Annotated in this window: 24 protein-coding genes and 1 pseudogene; 7 read left to right on the top strand and 18 right to left on the bottom strand. The window is 66.6% G+C overall.

The genetic code is table 11. The annotated features are described in order from the left end of the window. The first annotated feature begins 128 nt into the window (after window positions 1–128). Entirely contained in the window at window positions 129–869 is a 741-nt protein-coding gene (locus AC56LK_RS19410) for a DNA-formamidopyrimidine glycosylase family protein (RefSeq protein WP_497186122.1), read from the top strand. A gap of 191 nt (window positions 870–1060) precedes the next feature. Beyond that, a complete protein-coding gene (locus AC56LK_RS19405; protein ID WP_497186121.1) occupies window positions 1061–2566 on the top strand; it encodes an HD domain-containing phosphohydrolase in 1506 nt (501 codons plus the stop codon). A 42-nt stretch (window positions 2567–2608) separates the two neighbouring features. Here the strand turns inward: AC56LK_RS19405 and AC56LK_RS19400 are convergent, their stop codons facing one another. After that, complete coding sequence (locus tag AC56LK_RS19400) at window positions 2609–4549, bottom strand: GAF domain-containing sensor histidine kinase (protein WP_497186120.1); 1941 nt, start codon at window positions 4547–4549, stop codon at window positions 2609–2611. A gap of 111 nt (window positions 4550–4660) precedes the next feature. Beyond that, window positions 4661–5581 carry a LysR substrate-binding domain-containing protein gene (locus AC56LK_RS19395; RefSeq protein ID WP_497186119.1) on the bottom strand — a complete coding sequence of 307 codons (921 nt, stop codon included), beginning with the start codon at window positions 5579–5581 and terminating at the stop codon, window positions 4661–4663. Between the two features lie 103 nt (window positions 5582–5684). Between AC56LK_RS19395 and AC56LK_RS19390 the strand changes: the two genes are divergently transcribed. After that, on the top strand, window positions 5685–7025 hold the full coding sequence (locus tag AC56LK_RS19390) for a S41 family peptidase (RefSeq protein ID WP_497186118.1): 1341 nt from the start codon (window positions 5685–5687) through the stop codon (window positions 7023–7025). Between the two features lie 11 nt (window positions 7026–7036). On the opposite strand, the gene AC56LK_RS19385 is transcribed toward AC56LK_RS19390, so the two are convergent. Next, window positions 7037–7543, bottom strand: coding sequence for a hypothetical protein (locus AC56LK_RS19385; RefSeq protein ID WP_497186117.1), 507 nt, complete (start codon window positions 7541–7543; stop codon window positions 7037–7039). 75 nt (window positions 7544–7618) lie between these two features. Beyond that, window positions 7619–7849, bottom strand: coding sequence for a hypothetical protein (locus AC56LK_RS19380; protein ID WP_497186116.1), 231 nt, complete (start codon window positions 7847–7849; stop codon window positions 7619–7621). Between the two features lie 272 nt (window positions 7850–8121). Between AC56LK_RS19380 and AC56LK_RS19375 the strand changes: the two genes are divergently transcribed. After that, complete coding sequence (locus AC56LK_RS19375; RefSeq protein WP_497186115.1) at window positions 8122–8499, top strand: hypothetical protein; 378 nt, start codon at window positions 8122–8124, stop codon at window positions 8497–8499. A gap of 127 nt (window positions 8500–8626) precedes the next feature. Then, a complete protein-coding gene (locus tag AC56LK_RS19370) occupies window positions 8627–11287 on the top strand; it encodes a bifunctional diguanylate cyclase/phosphodiesterase (protein WP_497186114.1) in 2661 nt (886 codons plus the stop codon). Between the two features lie 6 nt (window positions 11288–11293). Here the strand turns inward: AC56LK_RS19370 and pcaF are convergent, their stop codons facing one another. The 11 genes from pcaF to AC56LK_RS19315 are packed head-to-tail and all read right to left on the bottom strand — an operon-like array spanning window position 11294 to window position 20690. Then, window positions 11294–12496, bottom strand: coding sequence for a 3-oxoadipyl-CoA thiolase (gene pcaF, locus AC56LK_RS19365; RefSeq protein WP_497186113.1), 1203 nt, complete (start codon window positions 12494–12496; stop codon window positions 11294–11296). Then, window positions 12493–13146 carry a CoA transferase subunit B gene (locus AC56LK_RS19360; protein ID WP_497186112.1) on the bottom strand — a complete coding sequence of 218 codons (654 nt, stop codon included), beginning with the start codon at window positions 13144–13146 and terminating at the stop codon, window positions 12493–12495. The genes pcaF and AC56LK_RS19360 overlap by 4 nt, the downstream gene beginning before the upstream one ends. After that, window positions 13143–13808, bottom strand: a complete 666-nt coding sequence (locus AC56LK_RS19355; RefSeq protein WP_497186111.1) for a 3-oxoacid CoA-transferase subunit A — start codon at window positions 13806–13808, stop codon at window positions 13143–13145. Before AC56LK_RS19355 ends, AC56LK_RS19360 begins: the two co-directional genes overlap by 4 nt. A gap of 11 nt (window positions 13809–13819) precedes the next feature. Beyond that, complete coding sequence (gene pcaD / locus AC56LK_RS19350) at window positions 13820–14596, bottom strand: 3-oxoadipate enol-lactonase (protein WP_497186110.1); 777 nt, start codon at window positions 14594–14596, stop codon at window positions 13820–13822. Between the two features lie 8 nt (window positions 14597–14604). Beyond that, a complete protein-coding gene (locus tag AC56LK_RS19345; RefSeq protein WP_497186109.1) occupies window positions 14605–15390 on the bottom strand; it encodes a 1,6-dihydroxycyclohexa-2,4-diene-1-carboxylate dehydrogenase in 786 nt (261 codons plus the stop codon). Then, window positions 15387–16409 (bottom strand): benzoate 1,2-dioxygenase electron transfer component BenC, encoded by a 1023-nt coding sequence (benC, locus tag AC56LK_RS19340; protein ID WP_497186108.1) that lies wholly within the window; start codon window positions 16407–16409, stop codon window positions 15387–15389. The genes AC56LK_RS19345 and benC overlap by 4 nt, the downstream gene beginning before the upstream one ends. 29 nt (window positions 16410–16438) lie before the next feature. Then, complete coding sequence (gene benB, locus AC56LK_RS19335) at window positions 16439–16915, bottom strand: benzoate 1,2-dioxygenase small subunit (protein WP_497186191.1); 477 nt, start codon at window positions 16913–16915, stop codon at window positions 16439–16441. Window positions 16916–16926: 11 nt separating this feature from the next. After that, a complete protein-coding gene (benA, locus tag AC56LK_RS19330) occupies window positions 16927–18297 on the bottom strand; it encodes a benzoate 1,2-dioxygenase large subunit (RefSeq protein WP_497186107.1) in 1371 nt (456 codons plus the stop codon). A gap of 10 nt (window positions 18298–18307) precedes the next feature. Next, window positions 18308–19228: a catechol 1,2-dioxygenase gene (gene catA / locus AC56LK_RS19325; RefSeq protein WP_497186106.1), complete on the bottom strand. Its 921-nt coding sequence runs from the start codon at window positions 19226–19228 to the stop codon at window positions 18308–18310. Between the two features lie 29 nt (window positions 19229–19257). Further along, window positions 19258–19548: a muconolactone Delta-isomerase gene (gene catC, locus AC56LK_RS19320; RefSeq protein ID WP_497186105.1), complete on the bottom strand. Its 291-nt coding sequence runs from the start codon at window positions 19546–19548 to the stop codon at window positions 19258–19260. A 23-nt stretch (window positions 19549–19571) separates the two neighbouring features. Further along, a complete protein-coding gene (locus tag AC56LK_RS19315; protein ID WP_497186104.1) occupies window positions 19572–20690 on the bottom strand; it encodes a muconate/chloromuconate family cycloisomerase in 1119 nt (372 codons plus the stop codon). 101 nt (window positions 20691–20791) lie between these two features. Here AC56LK_RS19315 and AC56LK_RS19310 point away from each other — a divergent pair, with 101 nt between their 5' ends. Next, the gene (locus AC56LK_RS19310; RefSeq protein WP_436108117.1) at window positions 20792–21706 is read left to right on the top strand and encodes a LysR family transcriptional regulator; all 915 of its coding nucleotides are present in this window, start codon (window positions 20792–20794) and stop codon (window positions 21704–21706) included. Here the strand turns inward: AC56LK_RS19310 and AC56LK_RS19305 are convergent. The 3 genes from AC56LK_RS19305 to AC56LK_RS19295 are packed head-to-tail and all read right to left on the bottom strand — an operon-like array spanning window position 21703 to window position 25344. Continuing rightward, on the bottom strand, window positions 21703–22788 hold the full coding sequence (locus tag AC56LK_RS19305) for a porin (protein WP_497186103.1): 1086 nt from the start codon (window positions 22786–22788) through the stop codon (window positions 21703–21705). The genes AC56LK_RS19310 and AC56LK_RS19305 overlap by 4 nt on opposite strands. A 20-nt stretch (window positions 22789–22808) precedes the next feature. Next, window positions 22809–24164 (bottom strand): MFS transporter, encoded by a 1356-nt coding sequence (locus AC56LK_RS19300; RefSeq protein WP_497186102.1) that lies wholly within the window; start codon window positions 24162–24164, stop codon window positions 22809–22811. Window positions 24165–24192: 28 nt separating this feature from the next. Continuing rightward, a complete protein-coding gene (locus AC56LK_RS19295) occupies window positions 24193–25344 on the bottom strand; it encodes a benzoate/H(+) symporter BenE family transporter (RefSeq protein ID WP_497186190.1) in 1152 nt (383 codons plus the stop codon). A gap of 311 nt (window positions 25345–25655) precedes the next feature. Between AC56LK_RS19295 and AC56LK_RS19290 the strand changes: the two are divergent. Next, window positions 25656–26024, top strand: a pseudogene (locus tag AC56LK_RS19290) (SDR family oxidoreductase); the annotation flags it as partial. Window positions 26025–26137 lie beyond the last annotated feature (113 nt).

The raw sequence follows: 26137 nt of genomic DNA, 5'->3' as shown, positions 1-26137 counted from the left end.
CATCAATCAATATACGCGCATTCCGCTGCTATTCCATGCCCCTTTTGTGGAAGTTTTGTATCTGAAGGTTAGCTTACGCACAGGGCATATTCCGGACTCGACCGACAATGACAGGGAGGAGGCCGAGCATGCCGGAAGGACCGTCACTGTATATTTTGAAAGAACTGGTCAAGGACTTCAGCGGCCATGAAATCGTCCGCGCCGACGGCAACGTCTGCGCCATCGATCCGGCGCGCCTGGTCGGCCAGCGCATCGAGGCGATCCATACCTGGGGCAAGCACCTGCTGATCGAGACGCCGGAGATGGTCGTCCGCGTTCACTTTTTGCTGTTCGGCACCTACCGCATCAACGAAGGGCGCGAAGGCAAGACCCCGCGCCTGTCGATCGAAACGGCCAGGGGCGATGTGCTCAACCTCTACGCCTGCCAGGTCAGGGAGATCGACCGCGCCACCTATGCGGCCTACGACTTCAGTGCCGACGTCATGTCGGATGCCTGGGACCCGAAGAAGGCGCGCAAGAAGCTGCGGGCGCAGCCCGACATGCTGGCCTGCGACGCCCTGCTCGACCAGGACATCTTTTCCGGCGTCGGCAACATCATCAAGAACGAAGTGCTGTTCCGCATCCGGATCCACCCGCTGTCGACGGTCGGCGCCCTGCCGGCGCCGAAACTGCGCGCCCTCGTCGACGAAGCGCGGCAATATTCCTTCGACTTCCTGGAATGGAAACGCCAGTACGTGCTCAAGCAGCATTGGCTCGCCCATGCGAAACGGATCTGTCCGCGCTGTCATATCCCCTTCCTCAAGACCAATCTTGGCCGCAGCAACCGCCGTAGCTTCTACTGCGAACGCTGCCAAAAGCGATACATTTGACGGGTTTTCGGCTGCCTGTCTTTTTGATCGAACAGTGCTTGATGCTCTGTGACATCATTAACCAACACTTTTAATGTTGCCTGTTGTTAAGGGCTGATGGTCGTACTACAATCGATTTGACTTGCGGCTATGTCTTAATAGGAATTTCGCCGCTTGCTTTTGCGAAACATCAACCCACGCCAGGTAAGCTTATGTCCTTCCTCTCCAACGCGGCGCCCAAGCTGGCTCCATGGAAAGTTCTGCTGGTCGATGACGAGCCGGATATCCATGACATCACCAAGCTGACCCTGTCCCGCTTCCGCCTCGACGGCCGTGCGCTGAGCTTCGTGCACGCCTACAGCGGCGCCGAAGCCAAGGAAGTGCTGGCGCGCGAGAACGACATCGCGCTGGTCTTCCTCGACGTGGTGATGGAGAACGAGGACAGCGGCCTCGAGGTGGCGCGCTGGATGCGCCAGGACCTGGACAACCAGTTCACCCGCATCGTGCTGCGCACCGGCCAGCCGGGCCAGGCCCCGGAAGAGCGCGTGATCGTCGACTACGACATCAACGATTACAAGGAAAAGACCGAGCTCGATCGCACCAAGCTGTTCACGACCACCTTCGCCGCCCTGCGCGCCTACCGCGACATCATGAAGGTCGAGGAAGCGCGCCGCACCCAGCAGACCTACCGCGAAGGCCTGGAACGCGTGATCGCCGCTTCGACCCACATCTTCCAGCAGCGTAACCTGAAGGATTTCGCCAACGGCCTGCTGCAGCAGGTGGTGGCGCTGCTGCGCCTGGAGCAGAGCATGCTGCTGCGCCTGAAGGGCGCCAGCGTGATCACCGGCGAAAGCCAGTACGAGGTGCTGGCCCAGATCGGCGACATGGAAGGCCACGAGATGGGTCCGCAGCTGGTCGCCCAACTGGATGACGCGCGCCACAACCGCATCTCGCGCCTGCATGGCGATACCTACGTCGGCTACTTCCCGAACCGCACCGGCAAGGCCTCGCTGCTGGTACTGAAGGGCGTGGAAGAGATCGCGGAAATCGACGCCCAGCTGCTCGAGGTGTTCTGCTCGGGCGTGGCGATCGCCTTCGACAACATCCTGCTGAACCAGGAGATCACGGATACCCAGGCGGAGCTGATCCTGCGCCTCGGCGACGTGGTCGAATCGCGTTCCAACGAAGCCGGCAACCACGTGCGCCGCATGGCCCAGGTCTGCCACCTGCTGGCCCAGGCGGCCGGCATGCCGGAAGACGAGACCGCGACCCTGATGCACGCCGCGCCGATGCACGACGTGGGCAAGATCGCCACGCCGGACGCGGTGCTGCTCAAGCCGGGCAAGCTGACCGAGGAAGAGTGGGAAGTGATGAAGCAGCACCCGACCGTGGGCCTGCAGATCCTCGACGGCTCGCAGCGCCCGATCCTGAAGGCCGCGGCCGTGATCGCCCACCAGCACCACGAGAAGTTCGACGGCAGCGGCTACCCGCAGGGCCTGAGGGGCGAGGCCATCCACCCCTATGCCCGCATCGTGGCGGTGGCCGACGTGTTCGACGCCCTGAGCCACAAGCGCTGCTACAAGGACGCCTGGCCGGCCGCCAAGGTGACCGAACACCTGCGCGAGGTGGCGGGGCACCACCTGGATCCGTATTACGTGGATTTGCTGATCAAGAATATGGACGCGGCGCTCGAAATCAACGCGCAGTGGCCGGATTGATTTCCATAGGCGTGATCTGGTCCAGTGGACCAGATCACGTTTTTACTTCTTCTGCGAACGCGGGAAGCGCAGGTGATACTGCAGCCCCTTCCCCGGCGCGCTTTCCACCCTCACCGTCCCGCCCAGCGCCCCCGTCACCAGGTTGTACAGGATGTGCGCCCCCAGTCCGCTGCCTCCGGTGCCGCGCTTGGTCGTGAAGAAGGGGTCGAACAGCTTGTCCAGCGTGTCCTGGTCCATCCCCGCGCCGTCGTCGCCGTAGTCGAACACCACCTCGTCCCCCTCCTGCACCACGCGGATCGCGATGGTTCCCGGCTGGTCGCGCTCGAAGCCGTGCACCAGCGAGTTCATGAGCATGTTGGTCACGATCTGCGACACCGCACCCGGGAAGCTGTCCATCACCAGGTCCTTCGGGCAGTCCACCTCGACCTTGACCGGCCGTCCCTTGAACTTGGGCTGGAGCGACAGCAGCACTTCGTTCAGGTAGCTGCACAGGTTGAAGTTGCGGATGTCGTCGGAGGACTGGTCGACCGCCACCTGTTTGAAGCTGCGCACCAGCGCCGCCGCACGCTGTGTGTTGGTGGTCATGATGCGCAGCGACTGGTCGACGATGTCGAGGAAGCTGTTCAGGCTGTCCTCGGTCATCTCGCCGGCGGCCAGCTCCTCGCGCGTGAGCTTGAGCTCCTGCACCAGGTGGCTGGTCGCGGTCACGCAGATGCCCAGCGGGGTATTGATTTCGTGCGCCACGCCGGCCACCAGGCGGCCCAGCGAGGCCAGCTTCTCCTGGCGCACCAGCTCCGACTGCGCCTCCTGCAGCTTGTGCAGCGCTTCGTTCAGCGCCGCGTTCTGCAGCTCCAGCGTTTCCTTGGTCTTGCGGATCTTGCGGTCGGCCTGCATGCGTGCCAGCGCCACCGCGACGTGGCTGGCCATGAAGGCAAGCAGGTCGAGGTCGGCCTTGGTGTAGACCGTCGACGGATCGTAGCTCTGCACGATCAGCACGCCGTAGGGCTGGTCGTGCACCAGCATCGGCGCCCCCATCCAGCTGGCGATGTCGTGGTTCCCCAGCGGTTCTTGCACCAGGCCGTTGGCGACCAGGTGGCGGAAGCTGGTGGCGTCGTGGAGCTGCGCCTGCTTGCTCGACAGGACGTAGGAGCACATGGCTTTCCCGAACGGGAAGCGCGTCACCGGCGCCGTGCTGTCCTTTTCGTCGACGAAGTAGGGAATGCTGATTTCCTGCGTATCCGGATGATAGAGCCCGATCAGGAAGTTCTTCGCCACCATCAGCTCGCCGATGATGCGGTGCAGGCTGGCGGTGAGGGTGGCGGTATCCAGCGCCTGGGCCGACAGGTTGGCGATCTGGTACAGCGCGTGCTGCACCTGCTCGGCGCGGCGGCGCTCGGCCACCTCTACCGCCAGCGCCGCGGTGCGCTCGTGCACCGCGCGCTCGAGCCGGTCCATGCTTTGCAGGCCCTGCAGCGCATTCGACACGTGGTTGGCGATCTCCGAGAACAGCGCCTGGTCTTCCTCGCTGTAGGTGACGCCCTTGGTATAGCTCTGGATGACCATCGCGCCCAGCGCCTGCTGATGGCGGTCGAGCAGCGGTGCGCCCATCCAGTGCTCGGCGGCGGACCCGTGCCCCCATTGCATGCCTTCGCGCTCGCGCGCCTCGAAATCGTCGGCGGTGATCATCAGGCGGCGCTTGTTCACCACCACCCAGGAGGTCGGCGAATCTTCCGGCGCCGCCAGCGCCACCTTCTGGCCGGCCACCGGCACCTCGTCGTCGGCTTCGTCGACGAAATACGGGAACCAGATGGTCCCCTCTTCGCGGTCGCACAGCGCCACATAGAAGTTGGCCGCATACATGATGCGGCCGAGCGCGCGGTGCACCGCGCCGATGAAGTCGACGATGTCGCTGCACGAGGTCGAGAGCTCCCCGATCTCGAGCAGCATCGACTGGACCGCTTCCAGCCGGGCGAGACGTTCCATGCTATTCCTTGGTGATTGATTCCCAAGGGAAATATTAGCAGGAGATCGTGCCGGCAGACAGGCTTGAGGCCGCGAGGACGGTCCGGCAAGGCCAAAAGACAACACTCGGACTCATGCGTCCGGGGTGGTCCAGGGCATCGGCCTGAGTTCCTGTTTCAGCAGGTCCAGGAAACGCTCGGTGCGCGCCGCGCGCCTGCCGTGCTGGGCGCCGAGCAGCGCGACGATGTCCGCCTCGGGAACACCATGGTCGGGCAGGACCTGCACCAGGGTCCCCTGCCGCAGTTCATGCGCGATGTCCCATTCCGAGCGCTGCATGATGCCGTAGCCATCCAGCGCCCAGGCCTTGAGCACGCGGCCGTCGTTGCTGGACAGCGCAGGGTTGATGCGGACGGCCTCGTAATCGGCCTGGCCCGGCACGCGCAGGCGCCACAGGCTCACGTCCTCGGCGTTCTCGCGCAAGACCAGGCAGCGGTGCCGGCGCAGTTCCGCCGCCGAGCGCGGCGTGCCGTGGCGCGCCAGGTAGGACGGCGCGGCGCACAGCATGCGCCGGTTCTTCGCCAGGACTTGCCGCTTCAGGCGCGAATCGCGCAACTCGCCGATGTGCACCACGATGTCCCAGCCGTCGCCGGCGGCCAGGTTGGGCCGGTCGGACAGCTCGAGCTCGACCGACAGCATGGGATGCGCGGCCTGGAAGCGCGCCGCCAGCGGTGCGACGTAGGCATTCCCGAATCCCAGCGGGGCCAGGATGCGCAGTACGCCCACCATGTCGTTCTTGTGGTCCAGCAGGGCTTCGCTGAGGGCGTCCATGTCCGCCAGGATGAGCCGGGCGCGCGCCGCCAGCAGCTGGCCTTCGCCGGTGAGCGTGGTGCGCCGGCCGGAACGGTCGAGCAGGCGCAGTCCCAGCTTTTCCTCGATCGCCTGCAGCCGCTGCGTGACCGACGGCGGCGTGACATGCAGGAAGCGCGCGGTCGCCGCCAGCGTCGGCTGGCTGGCAACGGCACAAAAGAAACGCAGGTCATCGCTCGTCAGCATCGCATCGCAGCATTAAGTGCAGCCTTAATCAAGAAATCAGCCGACGTAAATCTATGGCCTTATGCTCAACTATACAATGGATTTTTCTTAACAAGAGGTGTGCATGCGACAAACAATCGGGCTCCTGATCCTTGGCATGCTGGCGGGGTTTGCCGCCCATGCGGCAGAGCCGCGCTTCACGGTGGAACAGCTCCAGCAGGACCTGCAATTCATCCGGCAGTCGATCGGCGAGATCCATCCCGATCCGGGCTTTTCGATCCCGGCAGGGCAACTCGAGGACGCATTGTCGACGGCGCAGCAACAGCTTGCGGCACCGATGAACCGGGACGAAGCCTGGCGCGTCCTCGCCCGGTTCAATCCGCGCTTTGCCGATGCCCATTTCGCGCTGGTGCAGCCGGCGTGGCGCGCCCAGGGCGACGCTTTCCTGGCCTCCGGCGGCGCCCTGTTCCCCTTCGAAATGCAAGCCTCCGCCGATGGCAAGCTGTTCATCCGTGCAAGCCTCGGCGGCGGCGCCAGCGCGCTCGCCGGCACACGCATCGACAGCGTCAACGGAATTCAGGCAGACCGTCTCGTGCACGAACTCCTGCAGCTGGTACATGGCGATACGCCGCAATTCCGGGCCGAGGTCTTGTCGCGCCGCTGGTGGTTCTACTATTGGAAAATGTTTGGGGCGCCGGCCCGCTACGCCTTCTCGCACAATGGCAGGCTGAGCGAAGCAGCGGGAAGCCGGGTGCGTCCCGAAGCCCTCCTCGGTGAGCGCGAGGACGATTTCGAGCGCGTGTTCCAGTTCGAGCTGCTGGGGAGCCGCGCGGCCCTCCTGACGATCAGGCAGTTCGGCTGGCCGGACAAGGACAGGTTTTATGCATTCACGGCCGCGGCATTTGCCCGGATGCGTGAAGCCGGCGTCACGACCCTCCTGGTCGACGTCCGCGAAAACGGCGGCGGCGACGACGACATGTGGAAACAGGGCCTGTTGCCCTATATCGCCACCCGGCCGTATCGCCATACCTCGACCTATGTGAAGAAGGTCATCGCCGGCCGCGCCGGCGGCGGCGAGCGCGTCGGCGACATCGTCCGGGGCGAGCTCGCGAACTGGGTGCAGCCCGAGCCGGGCAATCCGCTGCGTTTCAGCGGCCGCGTCTATGTGCTGGTGGGTGGAATGACGTACTCGTCAGCGGTGCTGTTCAGTAACGTCATGCAGGATTTCAAATTCGGGCAACTGGTCGGGACCGGCGGCTATGCCCGCGCCCGCCAGAGCGGCGGCATCCAGGTCCGCACCCTGCCGAATACCGGGCTGGACCTGGTGCTGCCGCGGATGATCCTCGAGCGTCCGGCGGGCAAGGACGCGCCGCTGCTGGTGCAGCCTGACATCGCCCTGCCCGACGATCCTTTCAACCGGCGCGCCCTGGTCGACGCGCTGCTGGAGCGCATCGGGCGGGAATAGCCCGCCTTGCCCTATCCGCGCGGGGCGCGGAAGTCGTTCTCGATCCAGGCATAGGCCGAGGCCGGGGTCAGCTTGAAGCTGGCCGGCACCCGCACCTTGGCCACCTGCTCGCCCATCTCGTCAAGGGCGGCCAGGATCGCGTAGGGGTCGTCGTCGTCCGGCACGATGTCGAGCGTCACCTTCAGTTCGCCGTTCCCGGTGGAGACCACGGTGTTCTTGTGCAGGATGGCGTGCAGGTGCTGCTCGTGGCGGCGGATGACTTCCGACGCGGTCTTGACCAGGGTGTTGAAGGCGTTGACGTCGAGCGGCTTCGGGTTCTTCTTGTCGCGGCCCATGGTCCAGGGCCCGACCAGCGCCGGCTCCGGCTCGCCATCCTTGTACATGGCGACGGCCCAGCCTTCGTCGTCTTCGTTCTTGATCACGCGCGCGGTCCAGCCGTTGGCCTGCCACAGGCGGGCTTCCTGCACGAGGGCGTTCTCGTCGGAACCTTCGTGCCCGTGTTCAATGTTGTCGTTCATCTCGTGTTTCCTCAGCTGCAAAGTACAGATCATAGAGGAAACCGGCCCCATCAAGAAGCCCGATTGGCTTAAACCTTACGCATAACGCGGGCAGCGCCAGTCGGGGCCGCGCGGGGGCCGCACCGGCGGGCGGTCCGGCGTACGGCGTGGATCGACTGCGGGAGGCGGTGCTTCTCGATTGAACGGATTGATGATGATCGGCGGGATGGTCGGCGGCGCCGATGGCGGGCCCTTGGGACCGCCGTTGGCCAACGCGGGATGCAGAACGGCCAGGTGGTCCTCCATCTTGTGGATGACTGCGTGCATAGGATCCCCCTGTTGCGGAACAGGCTGTCAGTATAGGAAAGGATCCGTTCATTGCAAGGCCAAATCGACCACGTTTGTTGCCGCGTGGTTGCTGCTTCTAGTCATGAGTTTTGCTCGCCAGTTCCGTCCATTCATCGCGTCTGCATGCGTCCCGACGCGCCGAAATTGCAGCCTGTCGCAAAGCCGTGGCCCCGCGTGCGGGCTGCGCTTACAGTTCAACCATGCCGCAGCGAAATGCGCACCGAACCAATACCCAACCCAAGAGGACCGCCATGAAAAACTTTGCCAAGATCGCCATCCTGTTCCTGTTTGCCGTGCTGCTGCTGGACATCGCCTTCGATGCCGCCGACTTCATGAGTTTCAACGTCGACGGCGAGCACATCGACGGGCCGCTGGACGCCCTGCTGGCCGTGGTCTTCGCGGGCGGCGGCCTGGTGATCGCCGGCGTGGTGATGCTGGTGGTGGGTTTGGTGCTGGCGGTGGTGTTCGCCGGCATTGGCGTGATCGTGGTCGGTGCGCTGGGCTGCGCCGCGATCGCCGTCGCGCTGGCACTCTCGCCGCTGCTGCTGCCGCTGCTGATCCCGGTCGCGATCATCTGGTACATGGCCAGCCGCAACCGCAAGGACCGCGTGGTACAGCCGGCCGCCTGAACCCCTCCAGCCTGCACCGATACGGCCGGGACTTCCCGGCCGTTTTCACATGGGTACACCGTGCAGCGCGTACCGGAATACGGAACAGGTAAAATCGTCACGTTACCGTTCTGAAAACCCCCGCTTCATGCAAGTATCCCCGCCAGCCGTGCGCACGATCCGGCCCTACCCGCTGTCGCGGCTCGTGATCGTCACGGCCGGGCTGATCGCCGCCCTCGGGCTGATTACCGGCTCGATGCTGTACGCCAGCTACCAGGATGCGCTGCGCGAACAGCAGGTCACCCTGCGCAACGTGGCGATCGCCTTCGCGGCCCAGACCGCCGGCGTGGCCCAGGCGATCGACAGCGCGGCGCGGCAGGCCGCGCGCATGGTGCTGACGCCCTCCGCCAGTTCGCAGTCCGGCCTGGCCGACGGCGATGAGGGCCTGGCCCATCCCTATTTGCTGCGTATCGTGCTGTTCGACACCGCCGGACGGCCGGTCGGCAGTGTCACGCCAGGCAACAGCGCACGCAAGCTGCCCAGCTTTCCCAAGGCGCCCGCCGGCGCGCCCGCGCGCCGCATCACGATCACCGACATCGACCGCGCCACCGGACGCGGCATCCTGAATTTCGTGCAGCCGGTGCGCGACCGCAACGGCCGCCACGCCGGCACCGCGGTGGCGCAGGTCGACTCGATGCGTTTCGAACGCCTCTACAACCTGGTCGAACTCGGCAAGGGCGGCTCGGTCACCCTGCTGCACCGCGACGGCACCATGCTGGTGCGCGGCCCCGGCTTTCCGCCCGGGATCGGGCGCTCCTTCGCCGCTACGCCGCTGTTCCGCGAACATCTTCCGCGTGCCAGCCGCGGCAGCTTCCAGACATACAGCCCGATCAACGGCGTGCCGGGCCTCTACGGTTACGACACGGTCGAGGGTGCCGACCTGGTGATCATTACCGGCATGGCGCGCCATGTGGCGCTGGACGCCTGGTACGGCCGGCTGTGGACCGCCCTTGTCTTCTACCTGCTGCTGGCAGCCGTGCTGTCGCTGCTGGCCTGGCGCGTGGCGCGCGATTCGCGCCGCCAGTTCGGCCTGATCGACATGGTCTCGGCCAGCGAGGCCCGCCTGGCCAAGAGCTTCGACTACCTGGCCTCGATCGTCAATGCGGTGGGCGCGCCGATCTGGGTGCTGGACGGCGCGCGCCGCATCGTGCTGGCCAACGAAGCCTTCGCGCGCCTGGTCGGCCGCCCGCGCGCGACCCTGCCGGGCTTGGACGAGCGCGCGGTGCTCGACGGCGCCGACCCCGAGCGCGAACGCCGCTACGACGAGGTGCTCGCGCACGGCAAGACCCTCGATTCGACCGGCACCATGCACGACGGCAGCGGCGGGAGCCGCACCGTGATCCAGCTGACCACCCGCCTCACCGGCGACGACGGCACCGCCCACCTGGTCAACGTGCTGACCGACATCACCGAGCGCGAACGGGCCGAGGCGCGCCTGGCCTGGCTGGCCGAATTCGACGCCGTCACCGGCTTGCCCAACCAGGCCCAGTTCTGGCGCCTGCTGGAAGCCCGCATCGCCTCCGCCGCCACTGGCGGTCGCGAGCTGGCCGCCGTCGCGCTGGTGCTCGAACGCCTGCACGAGGTCGTCGACCTGCTCGGCCACGACGCCGGCGACCGCGCGCTGCGCGGGGTGGCCGACATGCTCCGCAGCGCATGCGGCGCCTGGAGCGCGGCTGGTGACGGGGCGGTGGCGGCGCGCATCCGCGGCAGCGAATTCGCCTTCGTGCTCGACGCCGGCTGCGGGCGCCACGACGTCGAGCGCTTCGCCATGGAACTGCATGCGCTGATGTCGGCGCCCTTGCAGGTGGACGGACGCGACTTCTTCCTCGATCCGGTGCTGGGCGTGGCCGTGTATCCGCCGGACGGACGCAATGCGGACGAGCTGTACCGCAGCGCCCAGGGCGCGGCCAGCGGCGCCGGCTTCGAAGTGGATGAAGCGGTGCACTTCTTCTCGGGCAGCCGGCATACGGAACTCGGCCAGCGCCTGACCGTCGAGGCGCACCTGCGCCGTGCCCTCGAGCGCGGCGAACTGCGCCTGGTGTACCAGCCCAAGGTCACGGTGCGGGAACAGGCAGTGGTCGGCCTCGAGGCCCTGCTGCGCTGGACCAGTCCGGAACTGGGCGTGGTGCCGCCGGCCGAATTCGTGCCGATCGCCGAGCGCACCGGCCTGATCATCCCGATCGGGGCCTGGGTGCTGGAAGAGGCCTGCCGCCAGATGGACGCGTGGTCGGCGCGCCTCGGGATGCCGGTGAACGTGGCAGTCAACCTGTCGCCGCGCCAGTTCCACCAGAAGTCCCTGCTCGACACGATCCGGCGCTGCCTGGCGCAATACCGGGTCGGTGAAGGCTGCCTTGAACTGGAAATCACCGAAACCGCCCTGATGAGCCGCGAGCAGGAAGTGGACCAGCTCATGCACGAGATCCGCCGGCTCGGCGTGAACCTGTCGATCGACGATTTCGGCACCGGCTATTCCAGCCTGGCCTACCTGAAGCGCTTCCCGGTGTCGCGCCTGAAGGTGGACCGCGCCTTCGTGCGCGACCTCGGGCGCGACGAGGACAGCGCCGCGATCGCGCTCTCGATCGTCAACCTGGCGCGCGGCCTCAAGCTGAAGGTGGTGGCCGAGGGCGTCGAGACCGAGGCGCAGCTGGCGGTGCTGCGCGGGATGGCCTGCGACGAGTACCAGGGCTACTTGTTCAGCAAGCCGCTGGAGCGCGACGAGGTAGAGGCGCTGCTCGCGCGCGGCCGCTGATCTTCTTCACACCCGCTCGATCATCAGGGCGATGCCCTGGCCGACGCCGACGCACATGGTGCACAGCGCGAAACGGCCTTGCGTGCGCTGCAGCTGGTACGTCGCCGTCGTCACCAGGCGCGCGCCCGACATGCCGAGCGGATGACCGAGCGCGATGGCGCCGCCATAGGGATTCACGCGCGGATCGTCGTCGGCGATGCCCAGCTCGCGCAGCACGGCCAGGCCCTGGGAGGCGAAGGCCTCGTTCAGTTCGATCAGGTCGACCTGGTCGAGCGTCATGCCGAGCCGGCGCAGCAGTTTTTGTGTCGCCGGCGCCGGCCCGATGCCCATGACGCGCGGTGCGACGCCGCCGGTCGCCATGCCGACGATGCGGGCGCGCGGCACCAGGCCATAGGCCTGCGCAGCCTCGGCGCTCGCCAGCAGCAGCGCGCAGGCGCCGTCGTTGACGCCGGAGGCGTTGCCGGCCGTGACGCTGCCGTCCGCACGGACCACGCCCTTCAGTTTCGCCAGGGCCTCGAGGCTGGTTTCGCGCGGGTGCTCGTCGCGCGCGAAGCTGAGCGGCTCGCCTTTTTTCTGCGGCACCAGCACCGGGACGATCTCGTCGTCAAACAGCCCGTCGCGCTGCGCCTGCGCCGTCTTCTGCTGGCTCCGGAGGGCAAACAGGTCCTGGTCGGCGCGCGAGATGCGGTAGTCGACGGCGACGTTTTCCGCCGTCTCCGGCATCGCGTCGAGACCGTGCAGCTCCTGCATACGGGGATTCGGGAAGCGCCAGCCGATAGTGGTGTCGTAGATCGCCGCATTGCGCGAGAAGGCGCTGTCGGCCTTGCCCATCACAAAAGGCGCGCGCGTCATCGATTCGACGCCGCCGGCAATCATCAGGCGCGCCTCGCCGCTGCGGATGGCGCGCGCGGCGCTGCCCACCGCGTCCAGCCCCGAACCGCACAGGCGGTTGACGGTGGAACCGGGCACCTCCGAGGGCAAGCCGGCCAGCAGGGCCGACATGCGCGCCACGTTGCGATTGTCTTCGCCGGCCTGGTTGGCGCAGCCGTAGATCACGTCGTCGACGGCGCGCCAGTCCACGTCCGGGTTACGGCGCATCAGCTCGCGGATCGGCACGGCGCCGAGGTCGTCGGCACGCACGTCCTTCAGGGCGCCGCCGTAGCGGCCGATGGGGGTGCGGATCGCATCGCAGATGTAGGCGTCGTTCATGCCGGTTCTCCCAGTACAGGCAGCAGCCGGGCTTGCGTGACCGCCTGCAGATCGTTGAAGGTCAGGCCGGGCGCCATCTCGCGCACGCGCAGCCCTTCGGGCGTGACATCGAGCACCGCCAGGTCGGTGTAGATGCGGCTGACGCAGCCAATGCCGGTCAGCGGATAGGTGCAGGCGCCGACGATCTTGCTGTCGCCGTTCTTGGTCTGGTGTTCCATCATGACGAACACCTGCTTGGCGCCGATCGCGAGATCCATGGCGCCGCCCACGGCCGGAATCGCATCGGGAGCGCCGGTATGCCAGTTGGCCAGGTCACCGTTCGCAGCCACCTGGAACGCGCCCAGCACGCAGATGTCGAGGTGGCCGCCGCGCATCATGGCGAAGGAGTCGGCATGGTGGAAGTAGGCGCCGCCGGCAAGCAGGGTCACCGCCTGCTTGCCCGCATTGATCAGGTCTTCGTCCTCTTCTCCCGGCGCCGGGGCCGGGCCCATGCCGAGCAGGCCGTTCTCGCTGTGCAGGAAGACCTCGCGCTCGGGCGGCAGGTAGTTGGCCACCTTGGTCGGCAGGCCGATCCCGAGGTTGACGTAGGCGCCCTCGGGGATGTCGCGCGCGACGCGCTCGGCCATTTGGTCACGGCTATAGCGGCTCATGTTGCCTCCTTCACGACACGTTGGACAAAAATGCCTGGGGTAACCACGGTTTCCGGATCGAGCTCCCCCAGTTCCACCACCTCCGCCACCTGGGCGATGGTGGTCTTGGCGGCCATCGCCATGATCGGCCCGAAGTTGCGCGCCGTTTTCCGGTACACGAGGTTGCCCCAGCGGTCGCCGCGCAGCGCCTTGATCAGGGCGAAGTCGGCGCGGATCGGCGTCTCGAACACGTAATGGCGGCCGTCGATGACGCGGGTTTCCTTGCCCTCGGCCAGCAAGGTGCCGTAGCCGGTGGGCGTGAAGAAACCACCGATGCCGGCGCCGGCGGCGCGGATGCGCTCGGCCAGGTTGCCCTGGGGCGTCAGCTCGAGCTCGACGTCGCCGGCGCGGTAGAGCGCGTCGAAATGGTGGGAATCGTGCTGGCGCGGGAACGAGCAGATCATCTTGCGCACGCGCCGCTCGCGGATCAGCGCCGCCAGCCCGGTCTCGCCGTTGCCGGCATTGTTGTTGACGATGGTGAGTTCGCGCGCGCCCTGGGCCAGCAGCGCGTCGATCAGCGCGGCCGGCATGCCGGCATTGCCGAAGCCGCCGATCATGATGGTGGCGCCATCGGGGATGCCGGCCACCGCCTGCTCCAGCGATGCGCATGTCTTGTCGATCATGGTGTCCTCTATCAGTTGGCAAGGAAGCGGCGCAGGAAGGCGCTGAACTCCTCGGGGCATTCAATGTTGGAAAGATGCGAAGCCGCCAGTTCCTCGACCCGCGCGTCCTGCGCCTGCGCCGCCAGCCAGCGCGCATCGTCCACGGTCGTGACAGGATCGTCACGTCCGGCGATCACGAGCGTCGGGTTCGCGATCGCGGAAACCTCCGCGCGCAGGTCGGCCCCGGCCAGCGCTTCGCAGCAGGCGGCATAAGCGTCCGGCGCGGTGGCGCGCAGCCCCTGCACCAGGCGATCCACCGCGGCCGGCTCGCGTGCGATGAAACCTGGGGTGAACCAGCGCCCGGCGGCGCCGTCGGCCACGCCCTTCATGCCTTCGGCGCGAACCTGGGCGGCGCGCGCCAACCAGGCCTCCGGCGCACCGATGCGCGCCGCCGTGTTGGCCAGCACCAGACTGCCGATCCGGCTGGCGGCATGGATGCCCAGCCACTGCCCGGTGATGCCGCCCATCGAAATGCCGCAAAAATGCGCGCGCGGGATGTCGAGGTGGTCCAGCAAGCCCACTACATCCTGGCCGAGCCGGGCGATCGTGACCGGGCCCGCGCGGCCGGAGCGGCCGTGTCCGCGGGTGTCATAGCGCACCACAAAGAAATGCGCTGCCAGGGCCGGCGCCTGGCGGTCCCACATGCCCAGGTCGGTGCCGAGGGAATTGGACAGCACCAGGCAGGGTTTGCTGCGGTTGCCGTCGGTCTGGTAGTACAGCTGAATGTCGTGGAGGTGTGCGAATGCCATGATGGTCCTCAGCCCTGGTCACCGCCGCCGACCGGCAGCACGGTTCCCGTGATGTAGGAAGCCTCGCGCGAGGCCAGGAACAGGATCGCGCCGACCTGTTCGTCGATGGTCCCGTAGCGGTGCATGTGGCTGCTGGACCGGGTCTGTTCGACGATGCCGGCATACCAGGCCTGCTCCTGCTCGCTCAGCGGCTGCGGATTGCGCGGGATCTTGCGCGGCGGCGCCTCGGTGCCGCCGGTCGCCACCGCATTCACGCGGATGCCATGTTCGGCATGCTCGAAGGCCAGGCTCGCGGTCAGGGCGTTGACGCCGCCCTTGGCCGCCGAATACGGAATGCGGTAGATGCCGCGCGTGGCCACCGAAGAGACGTTGACGATCGCGCCCGCGCCCTGTGCCAGCATGGCCGGCAGCACCGCCCTGCACCCCCACAGGGTCGGGAACAGCGAGCGCCGGATCTCGGCCTCGATCTGCGCCTCGTCGTAGTCCTGGTAGGGCTTGGCCCAGATGGTGCCGCCGACGTTGTTGACCAGGATGTCGATGCGGCCGTAATCCTCGAGAGCCCGGGCCGCCATGCCGCTTGCCCCGGCCCAGGTTTCGAGGTCGGCCTCGACCACTACCACCTGGGCGCCCAGCGCCATGGCCTCCTGTGCCACTTCGTGCACCAGGGCCGAGCGGTCGGCCAGCACCAGCTGGGCGCCTTCGCGCGCCGCGCCCAGTGCGACGCCGCGGCCGATGCCTTGCGCCGCGCCCGTCACGACCATGACCTGGTCCTTGAAACGCTCCGGATGCATCATGCGGCGCCTCCGCTGCTGGCCGAGAATTTCTCGAAGTAGAAATTGGCCGGCTTGACGCCCGCGCTGTCCAGCCATCCGCGCACCGCCTCCACCATCGGCACCGGACCGCACAGGTAGATGTCGACGTCACCCCCATTGACCCAGGCCGGCTCGACGTGGGCGGTGGCATAGCCCTTGCGCAGGTGGCAGCTGGCGTCGCTGGAGACACAGGTGACATACTCGAACTGCGGGTGCGCGGCAGCGATGCGCTCGAGGTGTTCCAGTTCGACCAGGTCGTGGTCGTTGGTGACCGCATAGACCAGCTTCACCGGCTGGCTGAAGCCCTGCCGGTCGAGCACGTCGAGCATGGACTGGAAGGGTGCGATGCCGGTGCCGCCCGCCAGCAGCAGGAGCGGACGCTGGAGCGGACGCAGGTAGAAGCTGCCGAAAGGGCCGGCGAAGCTGACCGCGTCGCCCGGCCTGGCCTGGGCCAGGTAGCCGCTCATCAGGCCACCGGGCACGTTACGCACCACGAAGCTGGCCAGCGCCGCGCCCGGTGCGGAACTGAAGGAGTAGGAGCGGGTCTGGTCCGTGCCCGGCACGGTGACGTTCACGTACTGCCCGGGCAGGAAGTCCAGCGCGTCCGGGGCGTCCAGCGCCACCGAGAAGCGGAAGCTCGACGGCGACAGCGCCGTCACTTCGGCGATCTTGCCGCCGAAGCTGTGCACGCCGGTCTTGCAGGCGCTGGAGGTTGCCGGAATCCGCACCACGCAGTCCGAGGTCGGACGCATCTGGCAGGCCAGCACGTAGCCGGCCGCCGCGTCCTGGGGCTCGAGCGCGTCCTCGATATAGCTCTCCGGCGGCATCTCGTACTGCCCCGATTCGCACAGCCCGCGGCAGGTGCCGCAGGCGCCGTCGCGGCAGTCGAGGGGAATGTTCACTTTCTGGCGATAGGCGGCATCCGCCAGTTTTTCGTTGACGTTACAGCTGATGAAACGGGTCACGCCGTCCTCGAACTGCAGTGCGATCGTATGGCTCATCGTCGTCTCCTGCGATGCGTTACTGATGCTTAAATGTGGTAAATGTCGATGACCTGGCTGATGTAGTCGTTCTTCAGGACCACGTACTTGTCCAGGATCCTGAAGTCCGGTCCGGCGGTGTCGATCACGTAGCGCGACATGCCGAAATGGCTGTAGGTCGTCTTGTAGCGGTGGCTCAGGGTGTGCCAGTTGAAGCGCAGCGTTACCCGGCTCCCTTCGGTCTTCTCGACTTCCACGTTCGCGATGTTGTGGCTGGTGCGGGTGTCCGGCATGGTGGCGCTGGAGCGCTCGGTCTTGATGCGGAACACGCGGTCTTCCAGGCCCTGGCGGCTCGGGTAGTAGATCAGCGAGATCTCGCGCTGCGGGTCGGACACCAGCTTGCCGTCGTCGTCCCAGGCCGGCATCCAGAACTGCGCGTCCGGGTCATAGCATTCCAGCCAGTCGTCCCACTGCTCGTCGTCGAGCAGGCGCGCCTCGCGGTACAGGAAGGCGCACAGCGCCTGCATGCTCGGTTCGCTCACTTGGAACCTCCTTCCGCGGCCAGTGCCCGCTTCATCACGTCCAGCCAGTAGCGGTGCTGCACCGTGTACAGGCCCTCGTCCTCGGTGCGCACGCCGCTCATCACGGGCTGCAGGCCGATCTCCCGGGCCGCCTCGTCCGGACCCTTGACCCAGTGGGTGGCGCCGCGGCACATGTCGTTCCACTGCATGGCGCCGCCGGCATAGCCTTCCTGGCAGGCGCGGAACTCTTCCAGGTCGTCCGGTGTCGCCATGCCGCTGACGTTGAAGAAGTCTTCGTACTGGCGAATGCGGCGCGCACGCGCTTCGTCCGGTTCGCCCTTGGGCGCGATGCAGTAGATCGTGACTTCGGTCTTGTTCACGGCAAGGGGGCGCAGCAGGCGGATCTGCGACCCGAACTGATCCATCAGGTAGACGTTCGGGTACAGGCAGAGGTTGCGCGAGCGCTCGACCATCCAGTCGGCGGTGGCCTTGCCGTACTGCGCCGCGTATTCGGCGTGGCGCGGATAGTTGGGGCGGTCTTCGGGATTCGCCCACTTGGTCCACAACAGCATGTGGCCGTGGTCGAAGGCATAGAAGCCGCCGCCCTGGCGTCCCCACTTGCCGGCATCCATGGCGCGGATCTTGTCTTCGCGCGCCGCCTGCTCTTCCTTGCGGCGGTTGGTGGTGGCCGCGTAGTTCCAGTGCACGGCGCTCACGTGGTAGCCGTCGGCGCCGTTCTCGGCCTGCAGTTTCCAGTTGCCCTCGTAGGTATAGGTCGAGGAACCGCGCAGCACTTCCAGGCCGTCCGGCGACTGGTCGACGATCATGTCGATGATCTTGCCGGCGTCACCGAGGAATTCCTCGAGCGAAGACACATCAGGATTCAGGCTGCCGAACAGGAAGCCCTTGTAGTTGCCGAAGCGCGCCACTTTCTTGAGGTCGTGCGAGCCTTCCTTGTTGAAGCACTCCGGATAGCCGGCGTCTTCCGGGTCCTTCACTTTCAGCAGCTTGCCGCTGTTATTGAAGGTCCAGCCATGGAAGGGGCAGGTATAGGTCGCCTTGTTGCCGCGCTTGTGGCGGCACAGCTGGGCGCCGCGGTGGCTGCAGGCATTGATGAAGGCGTTCAGCTCGCCCTGGCGGTTACGCGCGATGAACACCGGCTGGCGCCCGATGTGGGTCGTGTAGTAGTCGTTGACGTTCGGGACCTGGCTTTCATGGGCCAGGTAGACCCAGTTGCCCTCGAAGATATGCTTCATCTCGAGCTCGAACAGGGCTTCGTCGGTGAAGGCGTTGCGGTGCAGGCGGTAGTCGCCGCTGGCTTCGTCTTCGATCAGGTAGTCGTCGATGCGCTTCGGTGCGAAGGCGCTGACGGGACGGATCGGGATCATCGTGTTCTCCTCAGGCGGCGGCGCGCGGACGTTCCACCAGCGGGCTAGGCGCGGCGGCGGTGTCGCGGTACAGGCGGAAATCGAAATCGATCGAGGCGAAAGGCGCGTTGACGCGTTTCGCGTCCAGCTGGACCGGGTCGTCGACGCGGGTCACGGGCGGCACCAGGCCTTCGCGGCTGGCGAAGGCGAAGTCGTCCCACAGGTACTCGTCGCCGTCGATGTTGATCTGGGTGGTGAGCTTGCGGTGGCCGGGCGCGGACACGAAGAAATGGATGTGCGCCGGGCGCTGGCCGTGGCGGCCCAGCTTGTCGAGCAGCTGCTGGGTGGTGCCGTTCGGCGGGCAGCCATAGCCCTTGGGCAGGATGCTGCGGAAGGCATAGCGGCCGTTCGCGTCGGTGACGATGCTGCGGCGCAGGTTGAAGTCCGACTGGGTACGGTCGAAGAAGGAGTAGTTGCCCATCAGGTTGGCGTGCCAGACCTCGACCTTGGCGCCGGCCAGCGGCTGGCCGTCCCCGTCGAACACGCTGCCCTGCATGAACAGGACTTCGGCCTGCTCGCTCTCGCTGCCGTCGTCGAGGCGCGCGAAGCCGGTGCTTTCCGGGGCGCCGGCCACGTACAGCGGGCCTTCGATGGTGCGCGGGGTGCCGCCTTCCAGGCCGGCCTTGGCCTCGGCCTCGTCGGCGCGGATGTCGAGGAAGCGCTCCAGGCCCAGGCCGGCGGCCAGCAGGCCCAGCTCGTTGGCGGCGCCGGCGGCGGACATGTAGGACACGCCGCTCCAGAATTCGCTCGGGCTGATGTCGAGGTCTTCGATGGCCTTGCACAGGTCGCCCAGCAGGCGCACGACGACTTGCTGCACTCGGGCGTCGGCCGGTTTCGAGGCGGCGTCCACGACCCAGTTCCTTGCCAGGGTTTCGATGTCTGCGTGATTCATTTCAGTCTCCTTTGTAGTGGGTGGTGGGTTCAGCGGTCATCCAGCCGGATGGAAGACGGGTGCCGGCACAAGGGCGTCACCTCGATCTGCATGTAGGGGAACAGCGGCAGCGACATGAGCAGCGCGTGCAGGGCCTCGTTGCTCTCGACGTCGAAGATGCTGACGTTGGCGTACTGGCCGGCGATGCGCCACAGGTGGCGCCAGGCGCCCTCTTCCTGCAGGCGCTGGGCCAGCGCCTTTTCGTCGGCCTTGAGGCGCGCCGCTTCGTCCGGCGGCATCGTGGGCGGCAATTGAACGTTCATGCGGACGTGGAACAGCATGTCTTGGTCTCCTCGTGTGTTCTTCAGCGGCGCTGCATGGCGTGCAGCTTGTCCAGGTCGGGCTCGACCCCGAGTCCCGGGCCGGTCGGCACCTGCAGCATGAAGTCGCGGTAGACCAGGGGTTCGGCCAGGATTTCCTGGGTCAGCAGCAGGGGGCCGAACAGTTCGGTACCCCAGGCAAGGTCGGCGAAGGTGGCGCAGACGTGGGCGGTGGCCGCAGTGCCGATGCCGCCTTCCAGCATGGTGCCGCCGTACAGGCCGATGCCGGCCAGGCGTGCGACGGTCGCCACCTCGAGCGCCGCGGTCAATCCGCCGGACTGGGTGATCTTGACGGCGTAGACGTCGGCGCCGTCGGCGCGTGCGATCGCCATCGCATCGTCCGGACCGTGCAGGGCCTCGTCGGCCATGATGGCCACGTCGAAGCGTGTTTTCAGGCGGGCCAGCGCGGCGACGTTGCCGGCCTTGACCGGCTGCTCGATCAGGTCGACGCCGCCGGCTTCGAGGGCCGCGATGCCGCGCACCGCATCGAGTTCGCTCCAGGCCTGGTTGACGTCCACCCGCACGCTGGCGCGGTCGCCCAGGGCGCGCTTGATGGCCAGCACGTGGTCGACGTCCTGGTCGACGCTGCGCAGGCCGATCTTCAGCTTGAAGATGCGGTGGCGGCGCAGCTCGAGCATCTGCTCGGCTTCCTGGATGTCGCGGCTGGTGTCGCCGCTGGCCAGGGTCCAGGCCACCGGCAGCGCGTCGCGCACCCGGCCGCCGAGCAGCTCGGACAGCGGCACCCCGAGGCGGCGTGCCTGGGCGTCGAGCAGCGCAGTTTCGATCGCGCATTTGGCGAAACGATTGCCCTGGACTGCCTTGCGCACTTTCGCCATTGCCTTGGCCACTGCGGAGGCTTCCATGCCGACCAGCAGCGGGGCGATATGGGTGTCGATATTGGTCTTGATGCTCTCCGGGCTCTCTTCGCCGTAGGCCAGTCCACCGATAGTGGTGGCCTCGCCCCAGCCATGGATGCCGTCCTCGCAGCGCACCCGCACCAGCACCAGGGTCTGGGTGTTCATGGTGGCGACCGACAGCTTGTGGGGACGGATCGTCGGGACGTCGACCAGGAAAGTTTCGATGTTGGCGATGTTGGTTTCCATATTCAATGCGTATAATTCTGTCGGTAGAAACACGATAATCCTGCTCAAGAGCGTCGTCCAAGACTGTATTAGTATCGATTCGATACCTGGGAGGTATGATGTTGGAACTGCGTCACCTGCGCTATTTCGTCGCCGTGGCGGAAGAGCGCAACTTCACGCGGGCGGCCGAACGCCTGCATATCGCGCAGCCGCCGCTGAGCCGCCAGATCCAGCAACTCGAGGAATACCTGGGTGTGGCCCTGATCGAGAAAGGCACGCGTCCGCTGCGCCTGACCGAGGCCGGCCAGTTCTTCCTGGCGCATGCCAAGCCCCTCCTCGACCAGGTGCGCGACCTCAAGAGCATGACCCAGCGCGTGGGCAAGCTCGAACGCACCATCAATGCCGGCTTCGTCGCCTCGACCCTGTACGGCCTGCTGCCGGACATCATCCGGCGCTACCGCGCGGCCTATCCCGAAGTCGAAGTGGTCCTGCACGAAATGACCACCGTCGAGCAGATGAAGGCGTTAAAAGAGGGGCGGATCGACGTCGGCTTCGGGCGCCTGAAGAGCGAGGACCCGAGCATCCGCCGCATCCTGCTGCGCGAGGAGCGCATGGTGGTGGCGCTGTTCCCCGGCCACCGCCTGGCTGCGAACGAGGCGCCGCTGCGCCTGGTCGACCTGGTGCAGGAGCCGCTGCTGGTCTATCCGAGCACGCCGCGCCCCAGCTTCGCCGACCAGGTGCTCGGGCTGTTCAACGAAGCCAACCTGCGGCCCGACCACGTGGTGGAAGTGCGCGAACTGCAGATCGCGATGGGTCTGGTGGCGGCCGAGCAGGGCCTGTCGATCGTGCCGGCGAGCGTGCAGGGCATGCATCACCGGAACGTGGTGTACCGCCAGATCGAGGACAAGCACGCGTTCTCGCCGATCTTCTTCAGCGTGCGCCACATGGACCGCACGCCCGAGCTGGAGCAGATGCTGGCGGTGATCTACGCCATCTACGACGACTACGGGCTGCCGCACACCAAGGAGACGCTCTAGAAGGCGTGGCGCAAGCCCGCCATGAGCCCGTTCTGCACCCGTCCCGGCGCCACCGTGCCGCCCGCATCGAGCGCGACTGCGGCCAGGCCCGCGTTGTCCATCCGGCCCACCGCTCCGTACACCGCGGTACGTTTCGAGAACGCGTAGGTCAGGCGCGCCACAGCCATCTTCGTATCGTCCGCTGAACGCTTCACGTCCTTGCGCGCCACCTGCGCATCCAGGGTCAGGCCGGGGGCCAGCGGATGGCTGATGCCGACGTAGACCAGATCGGACTCGGTGATGCCGGTAACGGCATTGGTCTTGCGGTCGATAATGCCCGCACCGAGCTTGGTCGCACCGAGCATGGCATAGCCGTTGACGGTAACGCGCCGGTCGAAGCGCTCGCTGCTGGTCAGACCGCCGGCCGCGCCGGCATTCCCGTACAGCTTGTCGTAACTGAGGTTGATACCGTACGCCGCATTGTCGTAGCCGAGCAGCGCCGTCAGCTGGCGGCAGGCCTTGCTGTCGGCCGCCACTTCGCCGCCGCAGTTGGTGGCCGAGGGCCCGCCGGCTGCGGAAGCATCGCGTCCCAGGCTGTAGGTGGCGCCCACGGTGACGCCCTTGAAACTGCCCAGGTAGCCGACCGCGTTATCGCTGCGCGCGTTCGGCAGATAGAGGTCGATGCTGTTGATCGAGAACAGGTTCGGCCCCAGCACGTCGCTCTTCGCGGTGGCGAGGAAAGTCATGTTGAGGATGCGCCCGAGCTGCAGCGTGCCCCAGTTCCCCTTCAGGCCGATCCAGGCCTGGCGCCCGAACAGGCGCCCGCCCTGCCCCGACACGCCGGTGTCGGGATTGAAGCCGCCTTCCAGCGCGAACACGGCGGACAGGCCGCCGCCCAGGTCTTCGCTGCCGCGGAAGCCGATGCGCGAGGGCAGGCTGCCGGACAGCGACGAGACCTTGGTGACGGCGTTGCCGGCCGCGTCGGCATTGGTGGTGCGGGCCACGGCGGCATCGACGATGCCGTACACCGTCACCTGGGTCTGGGCCATGGCGGCGCCGCACAACATGGCGAGGGCAAAGGCTAATGCTGGTACTGCTTTCATGCGTGTCTCCTGTAGATGGCTCAGGCCTTGGTGGCTTCCGCGAGCGGGGCGCTGCGCAGTGCCGGCAGCGCCGAGGCCGAGCGGCCGTGGCGGATGCAGGCCACGGCGACGGCGGCGATCGCGGCGGGAATGGCGATGGCGAGGAAGTTCTGCTGCAGCGGCAGCGACATGCCGACCAGGGTACCGATCACGATCGGCGCCAGGATCGCGCCGCTGCGGCCGACGCCCGAGGCCCAGCCGATGCCGGTGGAGCGCACCGCCATCGGGTAGAACTGGCCCGCATAGGCATAGGTGACGATCTGGGTGCCGATGGTCGAGGCGCCGGCCAGGCCGACCAGCAGGAACAGCACCGGCGTCGAGACCTTGACGCCCAGCAGCGTGATCGATACGGCCGCCAGCAGGTACATCCCCACCAGCACGTACTTGATGTGGAAGCGGTCCGCCAGCCAGCCGCCGCCGACCGCGCCGATCACGGCGCCGAAGTTCAGCACCAGAACGAAGCTCAGGGCCGAGCCCAGGCTGTAGCCGGCGCCGGCCATCAGCTTGGCGAGCCAGGAGCTGAGCGCGTACACCATGAACAGGCACATGAAGAAGGCGACCCAGAACATGATGGTGGAGAAGCCGCGTCCGTCCTGGAACAGCTTGCCGATCGGCGTGCCTTCGGCACGGTCGGCCGCCGGCAGCGTATAGCTGTCTTCCTTCTGCACGCGGTAAGCCGGGTCCATGCGCACCAGGATGCTTTGCAGCTCGGCATGGCGGCCCTGGCGGATCAGGAAGGGCATCGATTCCGGCATGCCCTTCAGGATGAAGGGGATCAGGATCACCGGTACGCCGGCGGCCAGGAACACCGATTGCCAGCCGTAGGCTTCGATCATGCCCTTGCCCAGCAGGGCGGCCAGCATGCCGCCGACCGCATAGCCGCTGAACATCAGCGTGACCATGGTGGAACGGATGCGCTTGGGCGAGTACTCCGTCATCTGGGCGACCACGTTCGGCATCACGCCGCCGATGCCCAGGCCGGCCAGGAAGCGCATCACGCTGAAGGTATAGGGATCGCTGGCGAAACCGGCGGCCGCCGTGAAGACGCTGAACAGCGCAAGGCAGATGACGATCGCCAGGCGGCGCCCGATCTTGTCCGCGATGGTGCCCAGGAAGATGGCGCCGAACATCATGCCGAACAGGGCCGAGCTGACCATGAAGCCCGCGTTCTGGGCGGTGACGCCCATCTCCTGCATGATCGAGGGCAGCGCGATCCCGGCCACGGCCAGGTCGTAGCCGTCGCAGATGATGATGATCGCGCACCAGGCGAGGATGCCCATGTGGAAGCGGTTGAAGCGGGCCCCGTCGGCCAGCTTGTGTACGTCGATGTGTCGCATGTTGTCGTCTCCTGTCGTTTGAATTGTCTTATGTTGATTTCCAAGGGCCGTGCAGCACCCTGCAGGCCAGCATCCCGATGACGATGCCCCAGAAGGCGGAACCGAGCCCGAGGAAACTGGTGCCCGATGCGGTGGCCACGAAGGCGATCGCCGAGGCTTCGCGGTGATCATGGGCGGCCACGATGCCGCCCAGGTTGGCCAGGATCGGCCCGAGCAGGGCCAGCCCGGCCAGGGTCATCACCAGTTCCTTCGGAAAGGCCGCGAACAGCATCACGATCGAGCCGCCGAACAGGCCCGCCACCAGGTAGAAGGCGCCGTTGGCGATGCCGGCGATATAGCGGCGGCGCGGATCCTCGTGGGCCTCGCGCCCGGTGCACATGGCGGCGGTGATGGCGGCGATGGCGATCGTGATCCCGCCGGCAAACGCCACCAGCAGCGACACCAGGCTGCTGGTGGCGATGATCGGGCGCACCGGGCTGTCGTAGCCCGAGGTCTTCAGCACCGTCATGCCCGGCAGGTACTGGCCGGTCAGGGTGACCAGGACCAGCGGCAGGGCCAGGCTGAAGGTGCTGGACCAGGACCAGGCCGGCCGGATGAATTGCGGGATCGCGAATTCGAGTGCGAGCCCGCCGAAATGGGTGGCGCCGCCGGCCCAGGCGATCGCGGCGCCGGTGGCCAGCAGCAGCGCGACACAGTAGCGGGGCGACACGCGCTTGAAGAACAGGTAGGCGGCGAGCATTCCCAGCACCAGCACCGGCATGGTCTGCAGGCCGGTGAAGGCCTTGAAGCCGAAGGGGATCAGGATGCCCGCCATCATGCCGCTGGCGACGCCGGGCGGCACCCAGGCGGCGACGCGCTCGACCCAACCCGACAAGCCGATCACGAGCAGGATCACGGCGGCCGCCAGGTAGGCGCCGACCGCCTCGTTCAGCGACAGTTCGGGGAACAGCGTGATCAGGAGTGCGGTGCCCGGCGCCGACCAGGCAGTGATGACGGGAACCTTGAGGCGCCAGCTCAGGAAGATGCCGGCGACGGCTGCGCCGACCGAGATGCCCCAGACCCAGGACGCGAACATCTCATTCGAGATGCGTGCGGCCTGGGCAGCCTGGAAGAAAATGGCCAGCGGGCCCGAGAAGGACACCAGGACGGCCAGGAAACCGGCCACGATGGCGGGCAGCATGGCGCTTGCCCTGTCCTGCTGCGCACCGGACAGCGCGGGAATGGCTGCGCCCGCGCCACGGCTGTGATGGCCCTGACCTTGCATGCTGTCTCCATGATGTTTTTTGGACGAGGCGCCGTCGTGGGCGCTTCCTGCAATGCAGAGTAGATAAGCCCGGGAAGGCAGTCCAACACTGATTTGGTATGCACTCGATACCTCTGGGGTATCGGCACGGCCGCGCGTGGCAGAAAAAAGCGGATTTTTGTCATTGCCGGTCCAGCCGACGCAGCACTACCATTTGCTTACGTATTTGGCAAACAAGGGGAATGTTCATGAAAATCGTCGTCATCGGCGGCACCGGCCTGATCGGCAGCAAACTGGTCGGCATCCTGCGCGAGCGCGGCCATGAAGCGGTCGCGGCATCGCCCAACTCGGGCGTCAACACCATCACCGGCGAAGGGCTGGACGAAGCGCTGGCCGGCACCGACGTCGTCGTGGACGTGGCGAACTCGCCCTCGTTCGCGGACGAGGCCGTGTTGGAATTCTTCACGACCTCGGGACGCAATTTGCTGGCCGCCGCGGCCAGGGCGGGCGTGCGGCACCACGTGGCGCTGTCGGTGGTTGGCACCGACCGCCTGGCCGGCAGCGGCTACTTCCGCGGCAAGATCGCGCAGGAGAAGCTGATCCGGGAATCCGGCCTAATGCCTGTCACTTAAGGCATTGACCTCTTGGTGGCTTGAGCTAAAACGGATTCATGTTCAAAACATGAATCCGTTTTTTATTATGGCTCTCCAACTTGACCTGGACTATACGG

The sequence above is a fragment of the Telluria sp. ZB4P36 genome, from assembly GCF_059685865.1.
This window is presented reverse-complemented; position numbering and strand designations above follow the sequence as displayed.

What these genes read in the sequence shown, in the direction of transcription:
- AC56LK_RS19410 (WP_497186122.1), top strand. Translation starts at nt 129, where the DNA reads ATGCCGGAAGGACCGTCACTGTATATTTTGAAAGAACTGGTCAAGGAC.
- AC56LK_RS19405 (WP_497186121.1), top strand. Translation starts at nt 1,061, where the DNA reads ATGTCCTTCCTCTCCAACGCGGCGCCCAAGCTGGCTCCATGGAAAGTT.
- AC56LK_RS19400 (WP_497186120.1), bottom strand. Translation starts at nt 4,549, where the DNA reads ATGGAACGTCTCGCCCGGCTGGAAGCGGTCCAGTCGATGCTGCTCGAG.
- AC56LK_RS19395 (WP_497186119.1), bottom strand. Translation starts at nt 5,581, where the DNA reads ATGCTGACGAGCGATGACCTGCGTTTCTTTTGTGCCGTTGCCAGCCAG.
- AC56LK_RS19390 (WP_497186118.1), top strand. Translation starts at nt 5,685, where the DNA reads ATGCGACAAACAATCGGGCTCCTGATCCTTGGCATGCTGGCGGGGTTT.
- AC56LK_RS19385 (WP_497186117.1), bottom strand. Translation starts at nt 7,543, where the DNA reads ATGAACGACAACATTGAACACGGGCACGAAGGTTCCGACGAGAACGCC.
- AC56LK_RS19380 (WP_497186116.1), bottom strand. Translation starts at nt 7,849, where the DNA reads ATGCACGCAGTCATCCACAAGATGGAGGACCACCTGGCCGTTCTGCAT.
- AC56LK_RS19375 (WP_497186115.1), top strand. Translation starts at nt 8,122, where the DNA reads ATGAAAAACTTTGCCAAGATCGCCATCCTGTTCCTGTTTGCCGTGCTG.
- AC56LK_RS19370 (WP_497186114.1), top strand. Translation starts at nt 8,627, where the DNA reads ATGCAAGTATCCCCGCCAGCCGTGCGCACGATCCGGCCCTACCCGCTG.
- pcaF (WP_497186113.1), bottom strand. Translation starts at nt 12,496, where the DNA reads ATGAACGACGCCTACATCTGCGATGCGATCCGCACCCCCATCGGCCGC.
- AC56LK_RS19360 (WP_497186112.1), bottom strand. Translation starts at nt 13,146, where the DNA reads ATGAGCCGCTATAGCCGTGACCAAATGGCCGAGCGCGTCGCGCGCGAC.
- AC56LK_RS19355 (WP_497186111.1), bottom strand. Translation starts at nt 13,808, where the DNA reads ATGATCGACAAGACATGCGCATCGCTGGAGCAGGCGGTGGCCGGCATC.
- pcaD (WP_497186110.1), bottom strand. Translation starts at nt 14,596, where the DNA reads ATGGCATTCGCACACCTCCACGACATTCAGCTGTACTACCAGACCGAC.
- AC56LK_RS19345 (WP_497186109.1), bottom strand. Translation starts at nt 15,390, where the DNA reads ATGATGCATCCGGAGCGTTTCAAGGACCAGGTCATGGTCGTGACGGGC.
- benC (WP_497186108.1), bottom strand. Translation starts at nt 16,409, where the DNA reads ATGAGCCATACGATCGCACTGCAGTTCGAGGACGGCGTGACCCGTTTC.
- benB (WP_497186191.1), bottom strand. Translation starts at nt 16,915, where the DNA reads ATGCAGGCGCTGTGCGCCTTCCTGTACCGCGAGGCGCGCCTGCTCGAC.
- benA (WP_497186107.1), bottom strand. Translation starts at nt 18,297, where the DNA reads ATGATCCCGATCCGTCCCGTCAGCGCCTTCGCACCGAAGCGCATCGAC.
- catA (WP_497186106.1), bottom strand. Translation starts at nt 19,228, where the DNA reads ATGAATCACGCAGACATCGAAACCCTGGCAAGGAACTGGGTCGTGGAC.
- catC (WP_497186105.1), bottom strand. Translation starts at nt 19,548, where the DNA reads ATGCTGTTCCACGTCCGCATGAACGTTCAATTGCCGCCCACGATGCCG.
- AC56LK_RS19315 (WP_497186104.1), bottom strand. Translation starts at nt 20,690, where the DNA reads ATGGAAACCAACATCGCCAACATCGAAACTTTCCTGGTCGACGTCCCG.
- AC56LK_RS19305 (WP_497186103.1), bottom strand. Translation starts at nt 22,788, where the DNA reads ATGAAAGCAGTACCAGCATTAGCCTTTGCCCTCGCCATGTTGTGCGGC.
- AC56LK_RS19300 (WP_497186102.1), bottom strand. Translation starts at nt 24,164, where the DNA reads ATGCGACACATCGACGTACACAAGCTGGCCGACGGGGCCCGCTTCAAC.
- AC56LK_RS19295 (WP_497186190.1), bottom strand. Translation starts at nt 25,344, where the DNA reads ATGCTGCCCGCCATCGTGGCCGGTTTCCTGGCCGTCCTGGTGTCCTTC.